This is a genomic window from Nocardia sp. NPDC023733 (genome assembly GCF_040639775.1).
Classification (GTDB): Bacteria; Actinomycetota; Actinomycetes; order Mycobacteriales; family Mycobacteriaceae; genus Nocardia; species Nocardia rosealba.
Window position 1 is genome coordinate 722,748 of the sequence record NZ_JBFAAN010000001.1, and the last position, 20,410, is coordinate 743,157.

16 protein-coding genes are annotated in these 20,410 nt (G+C 68.6%); 9 read left to right on the top strand and 7 right to left on the bottom strand.

What is annotated here, in order from left to right; translation table 11 throughout:
* Positions 1-101 precede the first annotated feature (101 nt).
* From rapZ to tpiA, 6 genes are all read left to right on the top strand, one after another.
* Positions 102-1,058 carry an RNase adapter RapZ gene (rapZ, locus tag AB0F86_RS03285; protein ID WP_084456406.1) on the top strand — a complete coding sequence of 319 codons (957 nt, stop codon included), beginning with the start codon at positions 102-104 and terminating at the stop codon, positions 1,056-1,058.
* Positions 1,055-2,119, top strand: a complete 1,065-nt coding sequence (gene yvcK / locus AB0F86_RS03290) for a uridine diphosphate-N-acetylglucosamine-binding protein YvcK (RefSeq protein WP_225280675.1) — start codon at positions 1,055-1,057, stop codon at positions 2,117-2,119. Before rapZ ends, yvcK begins: the two co-directional genes overlap by 4 nt.
* Positions 2,110-3,093, top strand: a complete 984-nt coding sequence (whiA, locus tag AB0F86_RS03295) for a DNA-binding protein WhiA (RefSeq protein WP_067493655.1) — start codon at positions 2,110-2,112, stop codon at positions 3,091-3,093. Before yvcK ends, whiA begins: the two co-directional genes overlap by 10 nt.
* Positions 3,094-3,294: 201 nt before the next feature.
* Positions 3,295-4,311, top strand: coding sequence for a type I glyceraldehyde-3-phosphate dehydrogenase (gap, locus tag AB0F86_RS03300; RefSeq protein ID WP_356984252.1), 1,017 nt, complete (start codon positions 3,295-3,297; stop codon positions 4,309-4,311).
* A gap of 5 nt (positions 4,312-4,316) precedes the next feature.
* Positions 4,317-5,531, top strand: coding sequence for a phosphoglycerate kinase (locus tag AB0F86_RS03305; RefSeq protein ID WP_225280677.1), 1,215 nt, complete (start codon positions 4,317-4,319; stop codon positions 5,529-5,531).
* A gap of 3 nt (positions 5,532-5,534) precedes the next feature.
* A complete protein-coding gene (tpiA, locus tag AB0F86_RS03310; protein ID WP_067493662.1) occupies positions 5,535-6,323 on the top strand; it encodes a triose-phosphate isomerase in 789 nt (262 codons plus the stop codon).
* Positions 6,324-6,383: 60 nt separating this feature from the next.
* Here tpiA and AB0F86_RS03315 read toward each other — a convergent pair whose 3' ends face one another.
* Positions 6,384-7,166: an META domain-containing protein gene (locus AB0F86_RS03315; RefSeq protein ID WP_356984254.1), complete on the bottom strand. Its 783-nt coding sequence runs from the start codon at positions 7,164-7,166 to the stop codon at positions 6,384-6,386.
* Between the two features lie 136 nt (positions 7,167-7,302).
* On the opposite strand from AB0F86_RS03315, the gene AB0F86_RS03320 reads away from it, so the two are divergent.
* The 3 genes from AB0F86_RS03320 to AB0F86_RS03330 are packed head-to-tail and all read left to right on the top strand — an operon-like array spanning position 7,303 to position 9,763.
* Complete coding sequence (locus tag AB0F86_RS03320; RefSeq protein ID WP_356984256.1) at positions 7,303-8,898, top strand: MFS transporter; 1,596 nt, start codon at positions 7,303-7,305, stop codon at positions 8,896-8,898.
* Positions 8,899-8,932: 34 nt separating this feature from the next.
* The gene (gene secG / locus AB0F86_RS03325; protein ID WP_067493884.1) at positions 8,933-9,166 is read left to right on the top strand and encodes a preprotein translocase subunit SecG; all 234 of its coding nucleotides are present in this window, start codon (positions 8,933-8,935) and stop codon (positions 9,164-9,166) included.
* A 36-nt stretch (positions 9,167-9,202) separates the two neighbouring features.
* Positions 9,203-9,763, top strand: coding sequence for a hypothetical protein (locus AB0F86_RS03330; protein WP_356984258.1), 561 nt, complete (start codon positions 9,203-9,205; stop codon positions 9,761-9,763).
* On the opposite strand, the gene AB0F86_RS03335 is transcribed toward AB0F86_RS03330, so the two are convergent.
* The 6 genes from AB0F86_RS03335 to zwf all read right to left on the bottom strand — a co-directional run bounded on the left by AB0F86_RS03335 (position 9,764) and on the right by zwf (position 20,409).
* Positions 9,764-13,840: an amino acid adenylation domain-containing protein gene (locus AB0F86_RS03335; protein ID WP_356984259.1), complete on the bottom strand. Its 4,077-nt coding sequence runs from the start codon at positions 13,838-13,840 to the stop codon at positions 9,764-9,766.
* Positions 13,841-13,984: 144 nt separating this feature from the next.
* Complete coding sequence (locus tag AB0F86_RS03340) at positions 13,985-14,461, bottom strand: hypothetical protein (protein WP_225280682.1); 477 nt, start codon at positions 14,459-14,461, stop codon at positions 13,985-13,987.
* Between the two features lie 119 nt (positions 14,462-14,580).
* Positions 14,581-16,818 carry a thiamine pyrophosphate-dependent enzyme gene (locus AB0F86_RS03345; RefSeq protein WP_356984260.1) on the bottom strand — a complete coding sequence of 746 codons (2,238 nt, stop codon included), beginning with the start codon at positions 16,816-16,818 and terminating at the stop codon, positions 14,581-14,583.
* Positions 16,819-17,145: 327 nt separating this feature from the next.
* Positions 17,146-17,943: a 6-phosphogluconolactonase gene (gene pgl, locus AB0F86_RS03350; protein ID WP_084456401.1), complete on the bottom strand. Its 798-nt coding sequence runs from the start codon at positions 17,941-17,943 to the stop codon at positions 17,146-17,148.
* Entirely contained in the window at positions 17,936-18,844 is a 909-nt protein-coding gene (opcA, locus tag AB0F86_RS03355; RefSeq protein WP_067636576.1) for a glucose-6-phosphate dehydrogenase assembly protein OpcA, read from the bottom strand. Before opcA ends, pgl begins: the two co-directional genes overlap by 8 nt.
* Positions 18,841-20,409 (bottom strand): glucose-6-phosphate dehydrogenase, encoded by a 1,569-nt coding sequence (gene zwf / locus AB0F86_RS03360; RefSeq protein ID WP_356984261.1) that lies wholly within the window; start codon positions 20,407-20,409, stop codon positions 18,841-18,843. The genes opcA and zwf overlap by 4 nt, the downstream gene beginning before the upstream one ends.
* Between the last annotated feature and the right edge of the window lies 1 nt (position 20,410).

Here is a 20,410-nt window from a genome sequence, read left to right on the forward strand (position 1 = left end):
AGCGAGACGCAACATTGCGAGTGCCGTACGTTGTGTCTGCGCCCGATACCCGAACCGGTGCGGGATGATCGAAAGGCACCCAGAAACGGATCCGGTAGGACATGACAAGCGTCGAATCGAACAACAAGGCGGGGGCGGCACCGGACAACGCCGGGACAGTCACCGACACACAGCAGCCAGTAGAAGTGGTCATCGTTACCGGCTTGTCCGGCGCGGGCCGCGGCACTGCCGCGCGCGTCCTGGAGGATCTCGGCTGGTACGTCACCGACAATCTGCCACCGGAACTGATCGGCCGCATGGTCGAACTCGGTGCCGCCGCCGACCCGCCGATCCGGCGGCTCGCGCTGGTCATGGACGTGCGGAGCCGGTTCTTCACCGGTGACCTCTCCGGTGTCACCGAACAGTTGCGTGCGGCGGGCATCCGTACGCGTGTGCTGTTCCTCGAAGCCTCCGACGACGTGCTGATCCGGCGTTTCGGCTTCGCCAGGCGCAGGCATCCGCTGCAGAGCGACAGCCCCGACGGCACCCTCTCGGCGGGCATCACCGCCGAACGGGTCCGGCTGTCGGCCGTGAAGGCCGCCGCCGATGTCGTCATCGACACCACCGAGCTGTCGATCCACCAGCTGCACCGCAAGCTGGAAGAGGTGTACGGCGCGGGCGTGCCCGCCGCGCTGCAGCTCACTGTGCAGTCCTTCGGTTTCAAGTACGGTGTTCCACTCGACGCCGACACGGTGTTGGATGTGCGTTTCCTGCCGAATCCGCATTGGATTCCCGAGTTGCGGGAACACACGGGCCAGGAGTCGGTGGTCAGCGACTATGTGCTGTCGCAGCCGGGCGCGCAGGACTACCTGCGCACCTGCCACCACCTGGTCGACCTGACCACGACCGGATACCGGCAAGAGGGGAAGCGATACATGACGGTGGCAGTGGGGTGCACCGGCGGGAAACACCGCAGCGTCGCGATCGCCGAGGCGCTCGGCGAACGCATCGGTGCCGACACCGGCCCCGCGGCGGTCGACGTCGTGCGCGTGGTGCATCGGGACCTGGGGCGCGAATGAGTGGATGGGAAGCCGACCCAGCCGTCGTCGCGCTGGGCGGTGGTCACGGCCTGTACGCGACACTCACCGCCGTGCGCAGGCTGACCAGGCGGATCACCGCCGTGGTCACGGTCGCCGACGACGGCGGGTCATCCGGGCGCCTGCGCGCCGAACTCGGCATGCTCCCGCCCGGTGACCTGCGGATGGCGCTCGCCGCGCTGGCCGAGGACGCCGACGGCATCTGGGCGACCACCGTGCAGCATCGTTTCGGCGGATCCGGCGCGCTCGCCGGGCACTCGCTCGGCAACCTGCTGCTCGCCGGGCTCACCGACATCCTCGGCGACCCGGTCGCGGCGCTCGACGAGGTGGGCAGGCTGCTGCGCATCACGGGCCGGGTGCTGCCGATGTCGCCGATCCCGCTCGACATCGAGGCGGAAGTATCGGGGCTGGAATCGGATCCGCGAGTCGGCCGGTGTGTACGCGGTCAGGTCGCGGTGGCGACCACACCGGGTAAGGTCCGCCGGGTGCGGCTGATTCCCTCGGATCCACCGGCCAGCCCGGCGGCCGTCTCGGCGATCGAACACGCGGATGTCGTTGTGCTCGGGCCGGGTTCGTGGTTCACCAGTGTGATCCCGCACGTGCTCGTCCCCGGTCTGCGCGACGCGCTGGTCCGCACCAGGGCACGTAAGGTACTCGTGCTGAATCTGGCCGCGGAGCCGGGGGAGACGGCCGGCTTTTCCGCCGAGCGTCACCTCCATGTATTGTCCCAGCACGCACCGGGTTTCGCGGTCGACGAGGTGCTCGTCGACTCGGCGTCGGTGCCCGAGGGGCGGCAGCGGGAACATGTGTCAAGAGCCGCCGAACAGTTGCGCGCACGGGTAACGTTCTGCGATGTGGCCGAGCCGGGAACGGATCGGCATCATCCCGGAAAACTAGCCGCCGCACTGGATCAGCTGATTCGGTCGCCGCGGTCGCAACTGGCTGGGCTTCGAGTCGAGAGACAGCACAGTGCCACGGATGTGCACAGTGTTGCAGATGAGCGTTCGGGGTCGGTGGGAAAGGAGCGCGTCTCGTGGCGATGACAGCCGAGGTGAAGGACGAGCTGAGCAGGCTCGTGGTGTCGCAGGTAAGCTCACGCAAGGCGGAATTGTCGGCATTGCTGCGATTCGCGGGCGGTCTGCACATCGTCGGGGGCCGGGTGATCGTGGAAGCCGAGGTGGACATGGGGTCCATCGCCCGCAGGCTGCGCCGCGAGATCTTCGAGTTGTACGGCTACGGCTCCGATGTGCACGTGCTCGGCGCGGGTGGCTTACGCAAGACCTCCCGCTATGTGGTCCGGGTGTCCAAGGAGGGCGAGGCGCTGGCCCGCCAGACCGGGCTGCTCGACGTGCGCGGCAGGCCGGTGCGCGGATTGCCCGCCCAGGTGGTCGGCGGCAGCATCGGTGACGCCGAAGCCGCCTGGCGCGGTGCTTTTCTCGCCCACGGTTCGCTCACCGAGCCGGGGCGCTCCTCCGCGCTCGAGGTGAGCTGCCCTGGCCCGGAGGCGGCGCTGGCGCTGGTCGGCGCGGCCCGTCGGCTCGGGATCACCGCCAAGGCCCGTGAGGTGCGCGGCACCGACCGGGTGGTGGTGCGTGACGGCGAGGCGATCGGCGCGTTGCTCACCCGCATGGGCGCCCAGGACACCAGGCTCACCTGGGAGGAGCGCCGCATGCGCCGCGAGGTGCGCGCGACGGCCAACCGGCTGGCCAACTTCGACGACGCCAACCTGCGCCGCTCGGCCCGCGCGGCCGTCGCGGCGGCCGCCCGGGTGGAGCGTGCGCTCGAGATCCTCGCCGACGACGTGCCCGACCACCTGGCCGCGGCGGGCAAGCTGCGCGTGCAGCACCGGCAGGCCTCGCTCGAGGAACTGGGTCAGCTCGCCGAGCCGCCGATGACGAAAGACGCTGTCGCGGGCCGCATCCGGCGCCTGCTGTCGATGGCCGACCGGCGCGCCAAGGACCTCGGTATCCCCGATACCGAGTCGGCGGTGACGGCCGAACTTCTCGACGACGCCTGAGGATTCGCGCCACGCGGTTGTGGCGTATCCGACGTTTAGGGCATAGCGGTCATGTGCGATCGCTATGCCCTCTACTCTGTGCATTCCAGGTGCTCAGGGGCGCGCGACTCACAAACCGCAGGTGGCTGTCGGTGGGGTTGGGTCGGCTACTACTGTGGTGACCGTCGGAATGAATCCGCTTGAAAGCTGAGGAGCGATAACGTGACTGTCCGGGTAGGTATCAACGGCTTCGGTCGTATCGGACGTAACTTCTTCCGTGCGGTGGAGGCGCTGAAGGCTGTCGGCAAGACCGATATCGAGATCGTCGCGGTCAACGACCTCACCGACATCAACACTCTTGCGACGCTCCTGAAGTACGACTCGATCCTGGGTCGCCTGCCGCAGGACGTGTCCGTCGACGGTGACACCATCGTCGTCGGCGAGCAGCGCATCAAGGCGCTCGCCATCAAGGAAGGCCCGTCGGCGCTGCCGTGGGGCGACCTGGGCGTGGACATCGTCGTCGAGTCGACCGGTATCTTCACCGACGCCGCCAAGGCCAAGGGTCACCTGTCCGCGGGTGCGAAGAAGGTCATCATCTCCGCGCCGGCCTCCGGCGAGGACATCACCATCGTGATGGGCGTCAACGACGACAAGTACGACGGCAGCCAGAACATCATCTCCAACGCCTCGTGCACCACGAACTGCCTCGGCCCCATCGCCAAGGTGCTCAACGACGAGTTCGGCATCGTCCAGGGCCTGATGACCACCATCCACGCGTACACCCAGGACCAGAACCTGCAGGACGCGCCGCACAAGGACCTGCGTCGCGCCCGTGCCGCGGCCCTGAACATCGTGCCCACCGGCACCGGTGCGGCCAAGGCCATCGGCCTGGTGCTGCCCGAGCTGCAGGGCAAGCTCGACGGCTACGCGCTGCGCGTCCCGGTCCCGACCGGCTCGGTCACCGACCTGACCGCCACGCTGGCCAAGCCCGCCACCATCGACGAGATCAACGCCGCGATGAAGGCTGCCGCCGAGGGCCCGCTGAAGGGCATCCTCAAGTACAACGTCGACCCGATCGTGTCGAGCGACATCGTCACCGACCCGCACTCCTCGATCTACGACGCCCCGCTGACCAAGGTCATCGGCAACGAGGTCAAGGTCGTGTCCTGGTACGACAACGAGTGGGGCTACTCCAACCGCCTCGCCGACCTCATCGGTCTCGTCGGCAAGTCGCTCTGAACGCGATGACGGTCAAGACACTCCAGGATCTCCTGGCCGAGGGTGTCGAGGGTCGGGGCGTGCTCGTGCGCTCCGACCTGAACGTCCCCCTCGACGACAACGGCCAGATCACCGACCCGGGCCGCATCATCGCCTCGGTGCCGACGATCCAGGCGCTGGTCGAAGCGGGCGCCAAGGTCGTCGTGATGGCGCACCTCGGCCGCCCGAAGGGTGCGCCGGACCCGAAGTTCTCGCTGGCCCCCGTGGCCACGAAACTGGCCGAACTGCTGGGCCGCAATGTCCAGCTGGCCGGTGACGTGGTCGGCTACGACGCGCTCTCGCGCTCGGAGGGCCTCACCGACGGTGACGTGCTGCTGCTCGAGAACGTGCGTTTCGACGCGCGCGAGACCAGCAAGGACGACGCCGAGCGGGCCAAGTTGGCGGCCGCGTACGTGGAACTGGTCGGCGACGACGGCGCGTTCGTGTCCGACGGCTTCGGTGTTGTGCACCGCGAGCAGGCCTCGGTCTACGACGTGGCCGAGCTGCTCCCGCACTACGCGGGCACGCTGGTCGCCGCCGAGGTCGAGGTGCTGCAGAAGCTCACCCAGGACCCGGCCCGCCCGTACGCGGTGGTGCTCGGCGGTTCCAAGGTCTCCGACAAGCTCGCGGTGATCGAGGCGCTCGCCCCCAAGGTCGACACCCTGGTGATCGGCGGCGGCATGTGCTTCACCTTCCTTGCCGCACAGGGTGTTTCGGTCGGCAGTTCGCTGCTGCAGGAAGAGATGATCGACACCTGCAAGGGCCTGCTCGAGCGCTTCGGCGACGTGCTGCACCTGCCGGTCGACATCGTGGCGGCCGACAAGTTCGCGGCCGACGCCGACAGCAAGACCGTCGCCTCGACCGAGATCCCCGATGGCTGGATGGGCCTGGACATCGGCCCGGAGTCGGTGTCGCGGTTCGCCGCACTGCTCACCGAGGCGAAGACGGTGTTCTGGAACGGCCCGATGGGCGTGTTCGAGTTCGAGAAGTTCGCCGCGGGCACCCGTGGTGTCGCCGAAGCCATCGTGACCGCCACCGGCAAGGGTGCGTTCACGGTCGTCGGCGGCGGTGACTCGGCCGCGGCCGTGCGCACCCTCGGCCTGCCCGACGACGGCTTCTCGCACATCTCCACCGGTGGTGGCGCGTCCCTGGAATACCTGGAAGGCAAAGAGCTGCCCGGTATTTCGGTGCTGGAGGGCTGAGCGATGGCAGCACGTAAGCCGCTCATCGCGGGCAACTGGAAGATGAACCTCAACCACCTCGAGGCCATCGCGCTGGTGCAGAAGGTGGCGTTCGCGCTCCCGGAGAAGTACTTCGCGAAGGTCGACGTGGCGGTCATCCCGCCGTTCACCGACATCCGCAGCGTGCAGTCGATCGTCGACGGCGACAAGCTGCTGCTCACCTATGGTGCGCAGGACGTGTCGGTGCACGATTCGGGTGCCTACACCGGTGAGATCAGCGGGTCCATGCTGGCCAAGCTGGGCTGCACCTTCGTGGTGGTCGGGCATTCGGAGCGGCGACAGTACCACACCGAAGACGACGCCACTGTGCTGGCCAAGGCCAAGCAGGCGCTGAAGAACGACCTCACCCCGATCGTCTGCATCGGCGAGGGGCTCGGTGTTCGCGAGGCGGGCACGCACGTCGAGTTCAACCTCGAGCAGCTGCGTGGTTCGCTGAAAGGTCTGACGGCCGAGGAGATCTCGAAGGTCGTCATCGCCTACGAACCGGTGTGGGCCATCGGCACCGGCAAGGTGGCCTCGGCGGCCGACGCGCAGGAAGTGTGCGGTGCGATCCGCGGCGAGCTGGAGAAGCTGGCCTCCCCGGAGGTCGCCGCCGGTGTCCGCGTGCTCTACGGCGGGTCGGTGAACGCCAAGAACATCGGCGAACTGATCGGTCAGCCGGATATCGACGGCGCGCTCGTCGGCGGTGCCTCGCTCAAGGGTGACGAGTTCGCCACCCTGTCCGCGATCGCCGCCGGTGGTCCGCTGCCCTGACCTGTTCTGCTGTGCCGAAAGGCCGGAATCCGTGAAATCGGGTTCCGGCCTTTCGTATTGCTACTGAGCGCGCAGTTCTAGGCCGGTGCCGTTGGCATTGCGCAGGGTGAGAGTGTCGGCGTCGATGGTGGCCTCGGTGTGACCGTCGAGGACACCGAGGACGTGCTGTTCGACTTCCATCACCTCCGGCGGGCACATCATCTTCGTGGTGGCGACCTCGAAGCTCACCTCGTCGCCGGGGCTGAGCTGCGCGGTGCCGGTCAGGCGATTGCATCCGGTGGTGCCGCTGACCTGGCCGTCGGCGGTAATCGTGAGGGTGGGCCGGGCCTCGTCGAGCGCGGCCGAGCGGACCTTGGCATCCGGGGTGAGCAGGGTGGTCGCGATCCAGGTGGTCCCGGTCAGCGGTTTGTCCGGGGTGACGATCTTCTTGTCGGTGAGGTGGACGGTGACGTCCTTGCCGGTGAGGATCAGGTTGTCGCCGTCGAGCCGCCAAGTGGGGCTCGCCTCGAGGAACGAGTTCTGCCAGGCGTCGGCCTGGCCGCGTTCGCCGGGACAGCCCATCAGGGTGCCGGCGAGCCGGGAGGTACGCAGCACGTTGTCGCTCAGGTCGACGGTGCCGCTGCTGGTGTTGCACCCGGAGTTCGCGGTGATCCGGCCGTCGTCGAAGGTGAGCGTCATCGGACCGCCGCCGGGGATCGCCCCACCCTCCACCCGCGTCGACAGATAGGTATGCCCCATCGGCGTCGGCTTCGGTGGCGCGTCACCCGAATCACCGGACGAACAGGCGCCTGCCGCGACGGCGAGCGCACAGAGAGCGGCGAGGCGGAGCGGGAATCCCGGCATCGGCCCATCGTACGTCCGCCCGGCGACAGCCGATCAAGATCACCACGCGCTGGTGGCGTTGGGCTCTCGGCCGATGCCGCCACCACAGCGTGGTGAGCGTGCGTCCAGCCGGGGGACCGGAGATATGCTCGGGAATGTGACGGGTGTGGCGGGCGAGCGGGTGTCGACCTGGGCTCCGCTGCGGTCGCCGGTGTTCCGGGCGTTGTGGATCGCGCAGCTGGTGTCGAATCTGGGCACCTGGATGCAGACCGTCGGCGCACAGTGGATTCTCGTCGACCAACCCAATGCCGCGGTGCTCGTCTCGTTCGTGCAGACCGCGATCACGCTGCCGGTGATGTTGCTGTCCATTCCGTCCGGGGTGCTGGCCGATCTGATCGATCGGCGGCGGTTGCTGCTCGGCGCGCAGGCAGGCATGGCGGTGGCCTCGCTGACGTTGACCGTCTTCACCGCGACCGGCCACACCACGCCCGCGGTGCTGCTCACGCTGTTGTTCCTGCTCGGCTGCGGTCAGGCGCTCACCGCACCCGCGTGGCAGGCGATCCAGCCCGAACTCGTGCCGCGCGACCAGATCACCTCGGTGGCGGCACTGGGCAGTATGAGCGTGAACATCGGTCGCGCGGTCGGGCCCGCCGTGGCGGGTGTGCTGGTTTCGGTGGCCGGGCCGACGGTGGTGTTCGGGTTCAACACGCTCTCGTTCGTCGGCATCGTCGCGGTGTTGCTGGTGTCGAAATGGCCGGTCCGGGTGCGCTCGCTGCCGAGCGAACGCCCGCTGGCCGCATTGCAGGCGGGCACCCGGTTCATCCGGGCCGCGCCCGCCATCCGGCGGGTGTTGTTCCGCTCCATTCTGTTCATCGCGCCCGCGAGTGCGGTGTGGTCTCTGCTTCCGGTCATCGCGCACGACCGGCTCGGGCTGGCCTCCGACGGGTACGGTCTGCTGCTCGGCGCGCTCGGGCTCGGTGCGGTGTGCGGTGCACTCGGGTTGTCGCGGTTGCGGGTGCTGTTCACGCCGACTCAGCGGTTGGCGCTGGCCGCCGTGCTGTTCGGGATCGGTGCGGTGGCGACCGCGCTGGTGCACAGTGTCGTGCTGGTGCTCGTGCTGCTCGTCGGCGCCGGGCTGGCCTGGCTGCTCGCCATGTCGACACTGAACTCGACCATGCAGTTGCTGCTGCCCGCCTGGGTGCGTGCGCGCGGGCTGTCGGTGTACATGCTGGTCTTCATGGGTGGGCAGGCCATCGGCTCGCTGCTGTGGGGTCTGGTCGCCGGGGCCTACGGCGCCGTCACCGCATTGCTGATCGCGGCGGTGCTGCTCGGGGCGTGCGCGGTGAGCACGGTGTGGTGGCCGATCCGGCACAACGTCGAGGAGATCGACCTCTCACCGGCCGCGTACTGGCCCGAACCGCAACTCGTCGTCGAACCCGACCCCACCGACGGGCCCGTGCTCGTGCTGCGCGGTTACGACGTGCCGCCGGAGGACGTACCGGCCTTCACCGACGCGATGGCCCTGGTCGGACGGTCGCGACAGCGCACGGGGGCGATGGAGTGGCGGCTGTATCGCGACGTCGGGACCGTCGACCGGTTCGTCGAGGCGTTCGTCGTGCGCTCCTGGGCCGAGCACATGCATCAGCATCAGGTGCGGCTCACCGCGCGTGATCGCGAGATCGAACAGGCCGTGGCGCACTACGCCGCGGGCCTCGAGACCGTCTCGCATCTGGTCGCTGTCGAGCCTGGTTAGACCGGGCGCCCGCCCAGCACCTAGGATGGTCGCCATGTCGCTGTTCCTCGATATCCTCCTTGTGATCACCAGCGTGCTGTTGGTGCTGCTGGTGCTGCTGCACCGCGCCAAGGGCGGCGGCCTGTCCAGCCTCTTCGGTGGCGGCGTGCAGTCGAGCCTGTCGGGTTCCACCGTCGTCGAGAAGAACCTCGACCGCGTCACCATCTTCGTCGGCATCGTCTGGCTGATCGCCATTCTCGGTATCGGCCTGGAGATCAAGTTCTCCTGATTCCGCAGGGGTGATCCGCCACGTACGGTGACGGTCATGAACTCTGGGGGAGTCGTGCGATCCCGTCGGCCGGTGCCGACCTGGTGGACCGTCGTCATGCGCTGCATCGCGGTCGCGACCGCACTGTGCTGTGTGGTCCTGTTCTGGCAGGAAATGGTCGATGGGCCGATCGAACGCGTGCTGGTCGCCTTCGTGGTGCTCGTTGCAGTCGGTGTGCTGTGGTTCGCGTTCGGGATCGTCGGGTTGGTGGCTTTTCGTGGGACCTGGCTGACCGTGGTCGCACCGGTGATCGTTGTGCTCACCGCGGTGCTCGGCGGAACAGGTGCCACGCAGCGATTCGGTTGGTCCCTGTCCAAAGCGGACTTCGAACGCGCCGCGCAGGCGTGTGAGCCGTCCACCGACGACCAGCGCATCGGCGTGTTCACCGTGACGAAGGTTTACCGGGAAGACGGCGGATGCCTCTTCCGCACCCCCGGCGAGCTCATCGGCAGGGTGGGCTTCGCCTATCTGCCCGGCGGCGCACCCGAGCCGACCGGTGAGTACGACGAGACCTACCGACCGTATGACGGTGTGTGGTACCGGTTTTCGGGGTGGTGATCACCACGGCTCGTCGGCTGCGGTAGTCGCGAGTGCCGGTTCGGAAGGTTCTTCCACCCGGTCGAGGTGACGAGCGAGCAGCGGGCCGATGTGGGCCAAGACCGAAGTGTTGGTGAGCTGGGCGTGGGTGGCCTCGACCGGATGCTCGACCACCTCGCCCGTGACGAACGGCTGCCACATGTCGGCGTCGAACATCGCGGTCACCCCGCGCGTCGCCGAGAAATACAGCAGGTCACCGTCGAAGCGCGCCGGGCGGTAGGTGTGCGACAATCGCACACCCGCGAGATAACCCCGGTGCAGGCGTTCGAGCTGGCTGGCCGAAAGTCCGGTGCCGAAGGAGGTTTTCGTGCTCGCGAGGATCGCGGCCGCTTCGGTGGCGGTGACCTCCGGGGCGGCGTCGGCGTCGTCGGGTTCGTCGCCGAGCAGGTGGGTCAGCAGGTCGCGCATGCGCGGCGTGGGTGGTTCCTCCGGGGTATAGACGACGCTGTCGAGCATGGTCAGCACGCCGACCCGGGCGCCGGTGTCGCGCAGGCGGACGGCGAGGGCGTGGGCGATCTGGCCGCCCAGCGACCAGCCGAGCAGGTGGTACGGGCCGTCGGGTCGGAGTTCGAGGATGGCGGCGAGGTAGTGCTCGACCAGGTCGTCGATGGTCGGGGCGCCGGTGAGTTCGGTGGCCTGCAGGCCGTAGACGGGGCGGTCGGGCAGGTACCCGGCCAGGCCCGCGTAGCACCACGCCAGCGGCACCGCGGAGTGCACGCAGAACAGGGGTGGGCGAGAACCCCTGCGGCGCAGGACGAGAACGGTGCCGAGGGCGTCGTCGTCGCCGCTGTGACCGTCGAAGGTGGTGATGCGTTCGGCCAGCGCCTGCACGGTCGGGCTGGTGTAGAGCCAGCGCACGGTGACGGGGACGCCGGTCGCGGCGGCGATGTCGGACGAAACCAGCACGCCGAGAAGGGAATTGCCGCCGAGTTCGAAGAAGTCGTCGTCGAGGCCGACGGGGGTGCCGAGCGTTGCGGCGATGCGGTCGGCGATCAGGCGTTGGAGCTCGGTGGCCGGTGGACGGGTGGGGTTCGTGGTGATCGTCGGTGCGGGGAGGGCGGAGCGCACGACTTTCCCGTTGCCGCCCAGGGGAAGTCGCTCGAGTTCGATCAGGGAGGTCGGGACGAGGGCTTGCGGCAGTGCGGCACGCAATCGGGCCAGGACGGCGGCGGTGTCGACGTGCCTTCCCGGTACGGGAACCACGTAGCCGATCAGACGTGCGCCCGGTGTGCCCGCATCGGCGACGGTGACCACGGCGTAGGCGATCTCGGGTTCGGTGAGCAGCGTCGCCTCGATCTCCGCGGGTTCGATACGCCGGCCGTGAACCTCGAGCTGGGCGTCGAGCCTGCCGAAGAATTCGAACTCTCCGTCGGGACGCACACTGACCAGATCGCCGGTGCGGTACAGGCGGGAGCCGTCACCGAACGGGTCGGCGACGAAACGTGATGCGGTGGCGGTCGGGTCGTTCAGGTAGCCGTCGGCGACACACGCGCCGCCCACATACAGCTCACCCCGCGCAGTGACCGGCGCCTGCCGCAGGCGCGTATCGAGGACCCACGCGGACACGCCCGGGAGGGGGTGACCCACCGTCACCGCGCCGTCGGGGCGCATGGCATCCGTCTCGGTCACCATGATGGTGGTCTCGGTCGGCCCGTACCCGTTGAACAACCGCACCCGTGTTGCCCACTCGGCCATCAGCGCCGCCGGGCACGCCTCGCCACCGATCGCGACGACCTCGACGGTCGGGAGCTGCTCGGGTGACAGCGTGGCGAGCACGGCGGGCGCTGTCTGGAAAATGGTGCAGCCGGTAGCGCGGATCAGCTCGGCCATTTCCTGACCGGCCACGACCGTCGGCGGGGCGACAACCACCCGGGCACCCGCCGCGAAACCGGCGAGCAGCTCGAGCAGGTGCGCGTCGTAGGTGGCGCTGTGGGAGTGCAGAAGAATCGAATCACGGTTCAGTCCATACTGTTTCAGCAGGTAGTCGGTGAGATCGCCCAGTGCGTGGTGGGCGACGACGACACCTTTTGGCGTGCCGGTGGTGCCCGAGGTGTGGATCACGTAGGCCGGATCACCCGATAGCAACGGCCGAGGGCGATCGTGGTCACCGACCGGGGTACCTGGGTAGCGGTTCGCCTCGGCCGGGTCGTCGATGGCGAGCCAGGTGAGCGCATCGCAGCCGACGCTCACCCACGAAACCGTCACCCCGAGCCGTGCCCCGCAGCGCGCGATGATGGTGGACAACCGGTTCGCGGGTTCGTCCGGATCGACGGGGACGAAGCAGGCCCCGGTCTTCGCCACCGCCCACAACGCCACCACCGATTCCAGCGAACGCGGAATCGCGACGACGACGAATGCCCCGGGCCCGGCGCCGCGTGCGAGGAGTGCCCGGGCCCACCGCGACGAGATCTCGTCCAGCTCGGAGTAGGAGAGCGTACGGTCCCGATCTTGCAGTGCGACTGCGGAATACGCGGATTCGCAGGTAGCGTTGTTGCCCGCCGTCGGCGGGGCGTAGCGGGTTGACTGCGTCGGTGGCGAGGTGTCCGCCTGCGGTGCAGGTCGCAGTGTGTCGGCTCGGGGTGGTGTCGAGAGAGCTGAGCGCAGGAGTTCGGGCAGGGTTCGTGATGCTGTGTTCGGGCGTACCGCATTGGGGGACAACCGGTTCGGTGACCGCATGGAAGCGGCGGTCGGGGCGTGCATGGTGATGGGGTCGTGGGGGTGGGCGGTGAGGAAGTGGGTGAAGTAGGTGAGGAACGTGCCGTGGTGGGTGAGGACGGCGTCGTGGGAGTAGCGGGCGGGGTTGGCCTGGAAGTCGATGGAGACCTCGTCCGGGCCGATCTGGTAGCCGTTGACATGCAGATCTGTGACCGGACCCAGGGCGAGCAAACGCACCTGACCCGACAGCGGGCCCAGGTGTAGGGGCTCGGTGAAGGCGAGGGTGTTGACCACCGGACCGAACCCCTCCCGCAGGGTGGGGTGGTCGCCGCGGATGTCCTCGTGCCGGTGCCGTTGATGACGCAACGCCCCGATCACCGCCGCCCGCACCTGCGCGATGACAGCGCCGACGGTGATGTCGTCCAATCCGGACAGCCGCAGCGGAACCACATTCGACATCGAACCCGCCGAACGGCGCAGCACGGCGGTCGGTCGCGCGGTGACCGGGATGGTCAGGGTCACCTCCGCGCTCCCGGTCATCCGCGCCAGATAGCCGGCGAAAGCGGCGATGACCAGCTCCGGGAACGTCGCACCGTGCCGGGCCTTGGCGTCCGCGAGCTGCCGCACGGTTCCGGCATCGAGGGTGGTGTTCACCTGATGCGGGCGGGGCGCGGGTGCCGCCGCCCGGCGTGTCAAGCTCACCGGCTCACCGACCCGGGTCAACTGCTGCCGCCAGTAGCTGCGGTCGGCGTCGGCGCGGGAAGATGCTTTGTAGACGCGGTCCTCTTCCAGCAATTGCGCGACTGTCAACGGTCTTTGGTCCGACTTGGCTGCCCTGCTCGGCTGTGGGGCGGCGTGCTGCGATTCGTCGAGGGCGCTCGTCTCGCGGAGGGCGGTGCGGTAGAGGTCGCCCGTTCGGGCGAGGAGGGCGGCGGCGCCCATACCGTCGAGGACGATGTGGTGGCTGCGCAGGTACAGCAGGTGGCGGGTGGGGGTGATGATGAAGATCGAGGCGACGGTCAGATCGGGGGCGAGCGGGTCGAGAGGGGCGCTGTGGTCGCGTTCCATGTGGTCGAGAGCCACCGCGACGGCGTCGGGGGCGGTGGACAGGTCGACGATGTCGAAGGCCAGCGGAGTCGCGGAGTCGACGAATTGGTGCGGGATGCCGTCCACGAGAGTGAGCCGCACATGGGGAGATTCGAATTCGGCGGCGGCCTGCCGGGTGCAGCGGACGAGCAGGTCGAGGTCGGCCGCGCCGGTCAGATCCAGGTACATCGCGACCGTGGCGGGGACCTCGGGATGCAATTGCTGGGCCAGCCACCAGCTCCATTGCGCTTGGGACAGTGGGCAGGTGACCCCGACATCCGACCGCACCGTGAACACGCCTCCATGGGTTGACACCGCACCGCTGAAATGTTCCCGGCAAACCTACGGCACATGGCGTCCCCGCGGCCCGTTTTCGGCGGCGGGTGTGTCCCCGGAGGGCAGCCGAGGCGGCGGACGCACGCCCCGGCAAGAGGGGTCGGGTCAGCTGATGTCGATCGTTCCGTCGAACATCAGCGGCGTCGCGCCGGGCAGACAGTCGGTGAACGAGCTGGTCGGCATCGGTACGCCGTAGCCGATCATGTTGGAGGCACCGTTCTCGCCCTTGGCCACCGTGATCTGGATGGCCATCGAATCCGGTGCGAACAGCATCACCGGTTCGGCGGTGGTGATCGGATACACCAGCGACACCTTGTTGCCCTGAACCCGCAGGCACGTCACCGGCCCGGTGACCTTCACCGGCAACGGCATGTTCCCGAACTGCCCGGTGGCGACGTAGGTACCCGTGGCGGGCCCGTCGCCCTGTCCTTGCGCGTCGACGTGCAGGATGTTCAACCCGAGTACCTGCATACTGCCGTCGATCGACACCGTCGCCGGTGCCGCCGCGGCCTGCCCCGCACCCGCGGCGACCGCCGCTGCCGCCACCGTCGCGATGCCGAAACGTGTAAGCCCTGTCCTCATGACGAAATCCTCCGAGTAGACGAGTGTGTGCGGCGTGTACCCGGCGCGCGGTCACCAAACCGCGCCGATCGCGTACTTCTCGACAGGATTCGGCGAATTCCTCGCAAAGGGGACCAAATTCAGTGCAGGAGGGCCAGCGCCGCCTTTTCGATGTCCGTTTCGCTCAGCAGCACGGTGTCCGCGGCGGGACCGAGCGGCACGAAACTGTCGAGGCTCGTGACGCGGGCGAGGGCGCCACGGTATCCGGCGTCGAGGAGCGCGGCGTAGACCGATTCGGACACGCCGCCGCTGTGTCGGGTCTCGTCGGCCACCAGCACCCGGCCCGTCGCGACGGCCTGCTCGAGCAGGTCCGCGACCGGCAACGGATTCAGCCACCGCAGATCGAGGACGCGGGCGCGCACACCCCGGTCCGCGAGTCGATCGGCGGTGCGCAAACTCATCGGGACACCGTTGCCGAAGGTGACGATGGTGAGATCGGTGCCGTCGCCGTAGACGCGGGCACTCCCGATCGGGACGTGTTCGGTGGTGGGCGAGGCGAGCCATCCGTCGTCGCCGGGATGCAGGTCGCGGGTGTGATACAGGGCGATCGGTTCGACGAACACGCAGACCCGGCCGTCCACCCGCGCCGCCGAGACGCACGTCCGCAACAGTGCGGCAGCATCGTCGGCGCGGGCGGGGACGGCCACCACCACACCGGGGATGTCCCGAAGTGCCGCAAGGGAATTGTCGTTGTGGAAGTGCCCGCCGAAACCCTTCTGGTAGGCCAGCCCCGCGATGCGGACCACCATCGGATTGCGGTACCGCCCGGCCGAGAAGAACTGCAGCGTCGCCGCTTCGCCCCGGATCTGATCGGCCGCATTGTGCACATACGCCAGGTACTGGATCTCCGGAATCGGCACGAACCCGGCCAGCGCCGTACCGAGCGCGGTGCCGAGCACGGCCTGCTCGTCGAGCAAGGTGTCGAACACCCGCCGCGCCCCGAATCGCTTCCGCAGACCCTTCGTCACCCCGTACACCCCGCCCTTGCGGCCCACGTCCTCACCGAAGACCAGCACGTCGGGGTCGCGGGCGAGGAGTTCACCGAGGGTGTGGTTGATCGCCTGGGCGAGGGTCATCCTGGGGCTGATGGTGGGTGTGAGCGTGGTCCGGGGCGTCGTGGCGGTGCCGATGGCGGGCTTCGGCGTACGGAGAACGTCCGCGCGGACGGTCGGCGGGTGGGACGGGGCGAGGGGAGCGATGACGGCCGACGCGGAATCCAGCCTCGCCTCGCGCACCACCTCATCGCTGACCGCGCGCACCCGGTCGGCGATGCGGTCGTAGCGGGCGAGCAGGTCGGATGTGTCGGTGACGCCGGTGGCGAGCAGGTAGCGGGCGGTGCCGAGGAGGGGGTCGCGGGCCAGGTCGGCGGCGATATCGGCCGGGCCACGGTAGCCCGCCTCCACATCCGAACCCGCGTGGCCGCCGAGCCGGACCGTGCGCATGTGCAGGAAGACCGGCACCCGCCAGGTGCGGGCCAGATGCACCGCGTCCTCGGCGGCACCGAGCACATCGGGCAGGTCGCATCCGTCGGCGGCGAGATAGGTCAGGCCGGGGCGTGGACCGTAGGCGCGCTCGATCCAGTCGGCCGGTGTCGGCACGCTGATCCCGAGCCCGTTGTCCTCGCAGACGAACACGATGGGCATCGGCACACCCTGGTGGGAGGCGTGCACGGCGGCATTGATCGCACCGGTCGCGGTGGAGTGGTTGGCCGAGGCGTCACCGAAACTGCACACCACCACGGCATCTCGGGGCCACCGGCACGAAATGCCTTGGCGGGCAGCTCTTTCTATCGCGAACGCGAGGCCGACGGCGCGGGGTAGGTGCGAGGCGATGGTCGAGGTCTGGGGAATGATCGACGCGGTAGCGCTACCGAACACCTTGTGCCGTCCACCGGAGATCGGATCGCTCGCCGCCGCGACCACCCCGAGTAGCACATCCCGGATCGGATCCAGGCCGGGTACCCGTTTACATCGCTGCACGAAGAACGCCCCGGACCGGTAGTGCAGCAAAGCCGGATCATCCACCCGCAAGGCCGCCGCCACCGCCGCATTCCCCTCGTGCCCCGACGACCCGATGCTGTAGAACCCCTGCCGGGCAACCCCCAGCCGCCGCGCCGCCAGGTCGAGATGCCTACTCGCCACCTGCGATTCGAACAACTCCAACCCGAACGCCGCATCGATCCCCGCCCCGGCATCGACCGCCCCGGCCCCGAGCCCCACCACAGCCGTCCGGAACGCCGCATCCAGATCAACCGACCCTCTACCCACCTCGCCCATTGCCCACTCCTCGCCCGCAGCCGAGCCGACGCCGATCGCCATGCCGAGAGCCCCGATGCTAACGCCGCGACCACTGGTCCACGGCTGACTCGGCCACTAGAGGAAAGCCCGGACAGATTCTGTTCCACCTCGTCCGGCACTAGGCGCGCCGGTCCGTTTCGGCGGACATCGGGGGTGTGACCAGGGACGAATCGTGCGGGTATGTGAGGCGGTCCATGCGCTCGGGCAGCGGGAAATCCGGACAACGGTCACTGCGATCGCGGACGAGATCGGGATCGGGATCGACCAGAGTGGCGTTGGACGTCTGAGCGGTCGGACAAGGCTGACGGTGCCGATCATGTCGAACCGGTCGGCACCGTCAGTCGCGCGTCACTCTTCTTCGTCGTCTATGTCGACCAGCAGGTCCGTCGCGGCGGCTTCGTCGATGACCCAGGTGGTGGATTCGATGCCGACCGCGCCTGCGGAAGGGACGTCGTCGGGGGAGGCGCCGTTGACGGCGGCGGCTACCGCGGCGGCCTTGCCTTCACCGCTGACCACCAGCATCACGTGGCGGGAGCGGTGCACGGCGGGCAGGGTGAGGGAGACGCGGGTGGGTGGGGGCTTGGGGCAATCGTGGACCGCGACAACGTAATCCGTCTGCTCGCGGACGGCGGGGGAGTGCGGGAAGATCGAGTCGATGTGTCCTTCGGGGCCCATGCCGAGCACCGTCAGGTCGATGTCGCCGCGCTCATCGAGCTCGGTGTGCAGCAGCTGGGCGTAGGCGGCCGCGGCCTCCTCGGGCGAACCGTACGGGCCGTCGGAGGCGGCGATCGGGAACACCTTCGCCGGATCGAGCGGGACGAAGTCGAGCAGCGCCTCGCGCGCCTGCAGCTCGTTGCGGTCCGGGTCGCCCGACGGAACGAAACGCTCGTCACCCCAGTAGACGTACAGGTTCGACCAGTCGATGTCGCCGGGCGCCTGACGCACCTTCTCGAGCAGGCGGATGCCGTCGCTGCCACCGGTGAGCGACACCGAGGCGTTGCCGCGCTCGGCCTGGGCCGCGACGATCACGGCGACGAAACGTTCGGCGGCGGCGTCGGCGAGCAGTTCCTTGTCGTCGTGCACCTCGACGGTGTTGGCGGGGAATTCCTCGCCGAGCTCGTCGTGCAGCTCGATACGGTCACTCATAGGTCACCTTTTCGATTCCGGCGAGCGCCTCGGCGTAGATCTCGTCGGCGTCGAGCCGGCGCAGTTCCTCGGCGAGACAATCGCGAGTTTCCCGGCGCGCCAGCGCGATTCGCTGGTCGGGGGCACCGGTGCGGGTCAGCGTTGCCGTCCTGCCCAATTGCGGTCGAGCGATGGCGATCGAATCGGTGGCCCGGCGGATCTCCACCCGCAGCTCACCGGTCCTGCGGACGACCGGGCAGTCCAGCCGCGCGGCCAACCACCCCGCCAGCGTATCCAGCGCGGGCTCACTGGCCAGCCCGGACACGCTCACCGACAGCACCGGTTCGAACGGCGGCTCGTCCAGCGCGGCCGCGAGCAGCGCCCGCCAGTAGGTGATGCGGCTCCACGACAGGTCGGTGTCGCCGGGGGCGTAGGAGGCGCAGCGTTTGCCCAGTGCGGCCTGCGGGTCGGGCGCGAACGTGGCGTCGGTGATGCGCCGCTTGGCCAGCTTGCCCACCGAGTCCTGGGAGGGAAAGTCCGGTGCGCCGCGTGGCCACCACGCCACCACCGGGGTGTCGGGCAGCAGGAACGGCGTCACCACGCTGCTCTCGTGGTTCACCAGCGGACCCTGCAACCGCAGCACGATCACCTCGGCCGCCCCGGCGTCACCGCCCACCCGGATCTGGGCGTCGAGCCTGGTCTCGGCGTCGCGGTCGCCACGGGCGAGCACGATCACGCGACAGGGGTGTTCGCGGCTGGCGTCGTTGGCGGCGTCGATGGCGTCCTCGGCCTCGGACGAATCGAGGGTGCACACGACAAGGGTGAGCACCCGGCCCTGGGTGATGACACCGTTGGACTCGCGCAGCTGCACCATCCGCTTGGCGACCTCGACGGTGTTGGTGTCGGGCATGTCGACGATCACGGGCGCCGCCATTCGCGCCCGCTGCGCGCGAGCATCTCCTCGGCCGAGGTGGGACCCCAGGTGCCTGCCTCGTAGGGTTCGGGTTTGCCCTCGGCGGCCCAGTGCGCGATCACCGGATCGAGGATGCGCCAGGACAATTCGACCTCCGCGTTGACGGGGAACAGGGACGGCACGCCGAGCAGCACGTCCAGGATCAGGCGTTCGTAGGCCTCGGGGGAGGACTCGGTGAACGCCTCGCCGTAGCTGAAGTCCATGTTCACATCGCGCACCTCCATTCCCGAGCCGGGCACCTTGGAACCGAAACGCAGGGTGATGCCCTCGTCCGGCTGCACCCGGATGACCAGAGCGTTCTGGCCGAGCTCCTCGGTCATGGTCTGGTCGAAGGGCAGGTGCGGCGCGCGCTTGAACACCACCGCGATCTCGGTCACCCTGCGGCCCAGGCGTTTTCCGGTGCGCAGGTAGAACGGCACCCCGGCCCAGCGCCGGTTCTCCACGTGCAGGGTGATCGCGGCGTAGGTCTCGGTGCGCGACTGCGGGTCGAACCCCTCCTCCTGATGCAGGCCCACCACGTGTTCGCTGCCCTGCCAGCCCTCGGTGTACTGGCCGCGCGCGGTGGTCTCGTCGAGTGGTTCGACGAGTTTGGTCGCCGAGAGCGCCTTGATCTTCTCGGTGGTGAGCTGCATCGGTTCGAAGGAGGTCGGTTCCTCCATGGCGGTCAGCGCCAGCAGTTGCAGCAGGTGGTTCTGGATGACGTCGCGCGCGGCGCCGATGCCGTCGTAATAGCCCGCGCGCCCGCCCAAACCGATGTCCTCGGCCATGGTGATCTGCACGCTGTCGACGAAATTGGCGTTCCAGATCGGCTCGTAGAGTTCGTTGGCGAAGCGCAACGCCAGGATGTTCTGCACCGTCTCCTTGCCGAGATAGTGGTCGATGCGGAACACCTGCTCCTCCGGGAACACCCGGTTGACCAGGGCGTTGAGTTCCTGGGCGCTGGCCAGGTCGTGCCCGAAGGGCTTCTCGATCACCACCCGCCGCCACGGGGTGTAACCCTCGGGGCGCGGGGCGGCCTTGGCCAGTTCGTGTTCGGAGAGCTGGTCGAGGACCACCGGGAACATATTCGGTGGAATCGACAGGTAGAAGGCGTAATTGCCGCCGGTGCCACGGGTGGCGTCGAGGTCCTTCAGAGTGGTGGCGAGGGTGGCGAAGGCGGTGTCGTCGTCGAAACTGCCCTGCACGAAACGTAACCCCTCGGCCAGGTGGTCCCAGACCTCCTGGCGGAACGGGGTGCGCGCGTGCTGCTTCACCGCGCTGAGCACCACCGCGGCGAAATCCTCGTCGGCGTAATTGCGCCGGGCGAAACCGACCAGGGCGAAACCAGGGGGCAACAGCCCCTGGTTCGCCAGGTCGTAGATGGCCGGCATCAGCTTCTTACGGGACAGATCCCCGGTGACACCGAAGATCACCATGCAGCAGGGCCCCGCGATGAAAGGCACCCGTTTGTCGCGTTCGTCGCGCAGCGGGTTGTGCCACAGCCCCGCCTTGTCCGTCGTTGCTGTGCCGGCCATC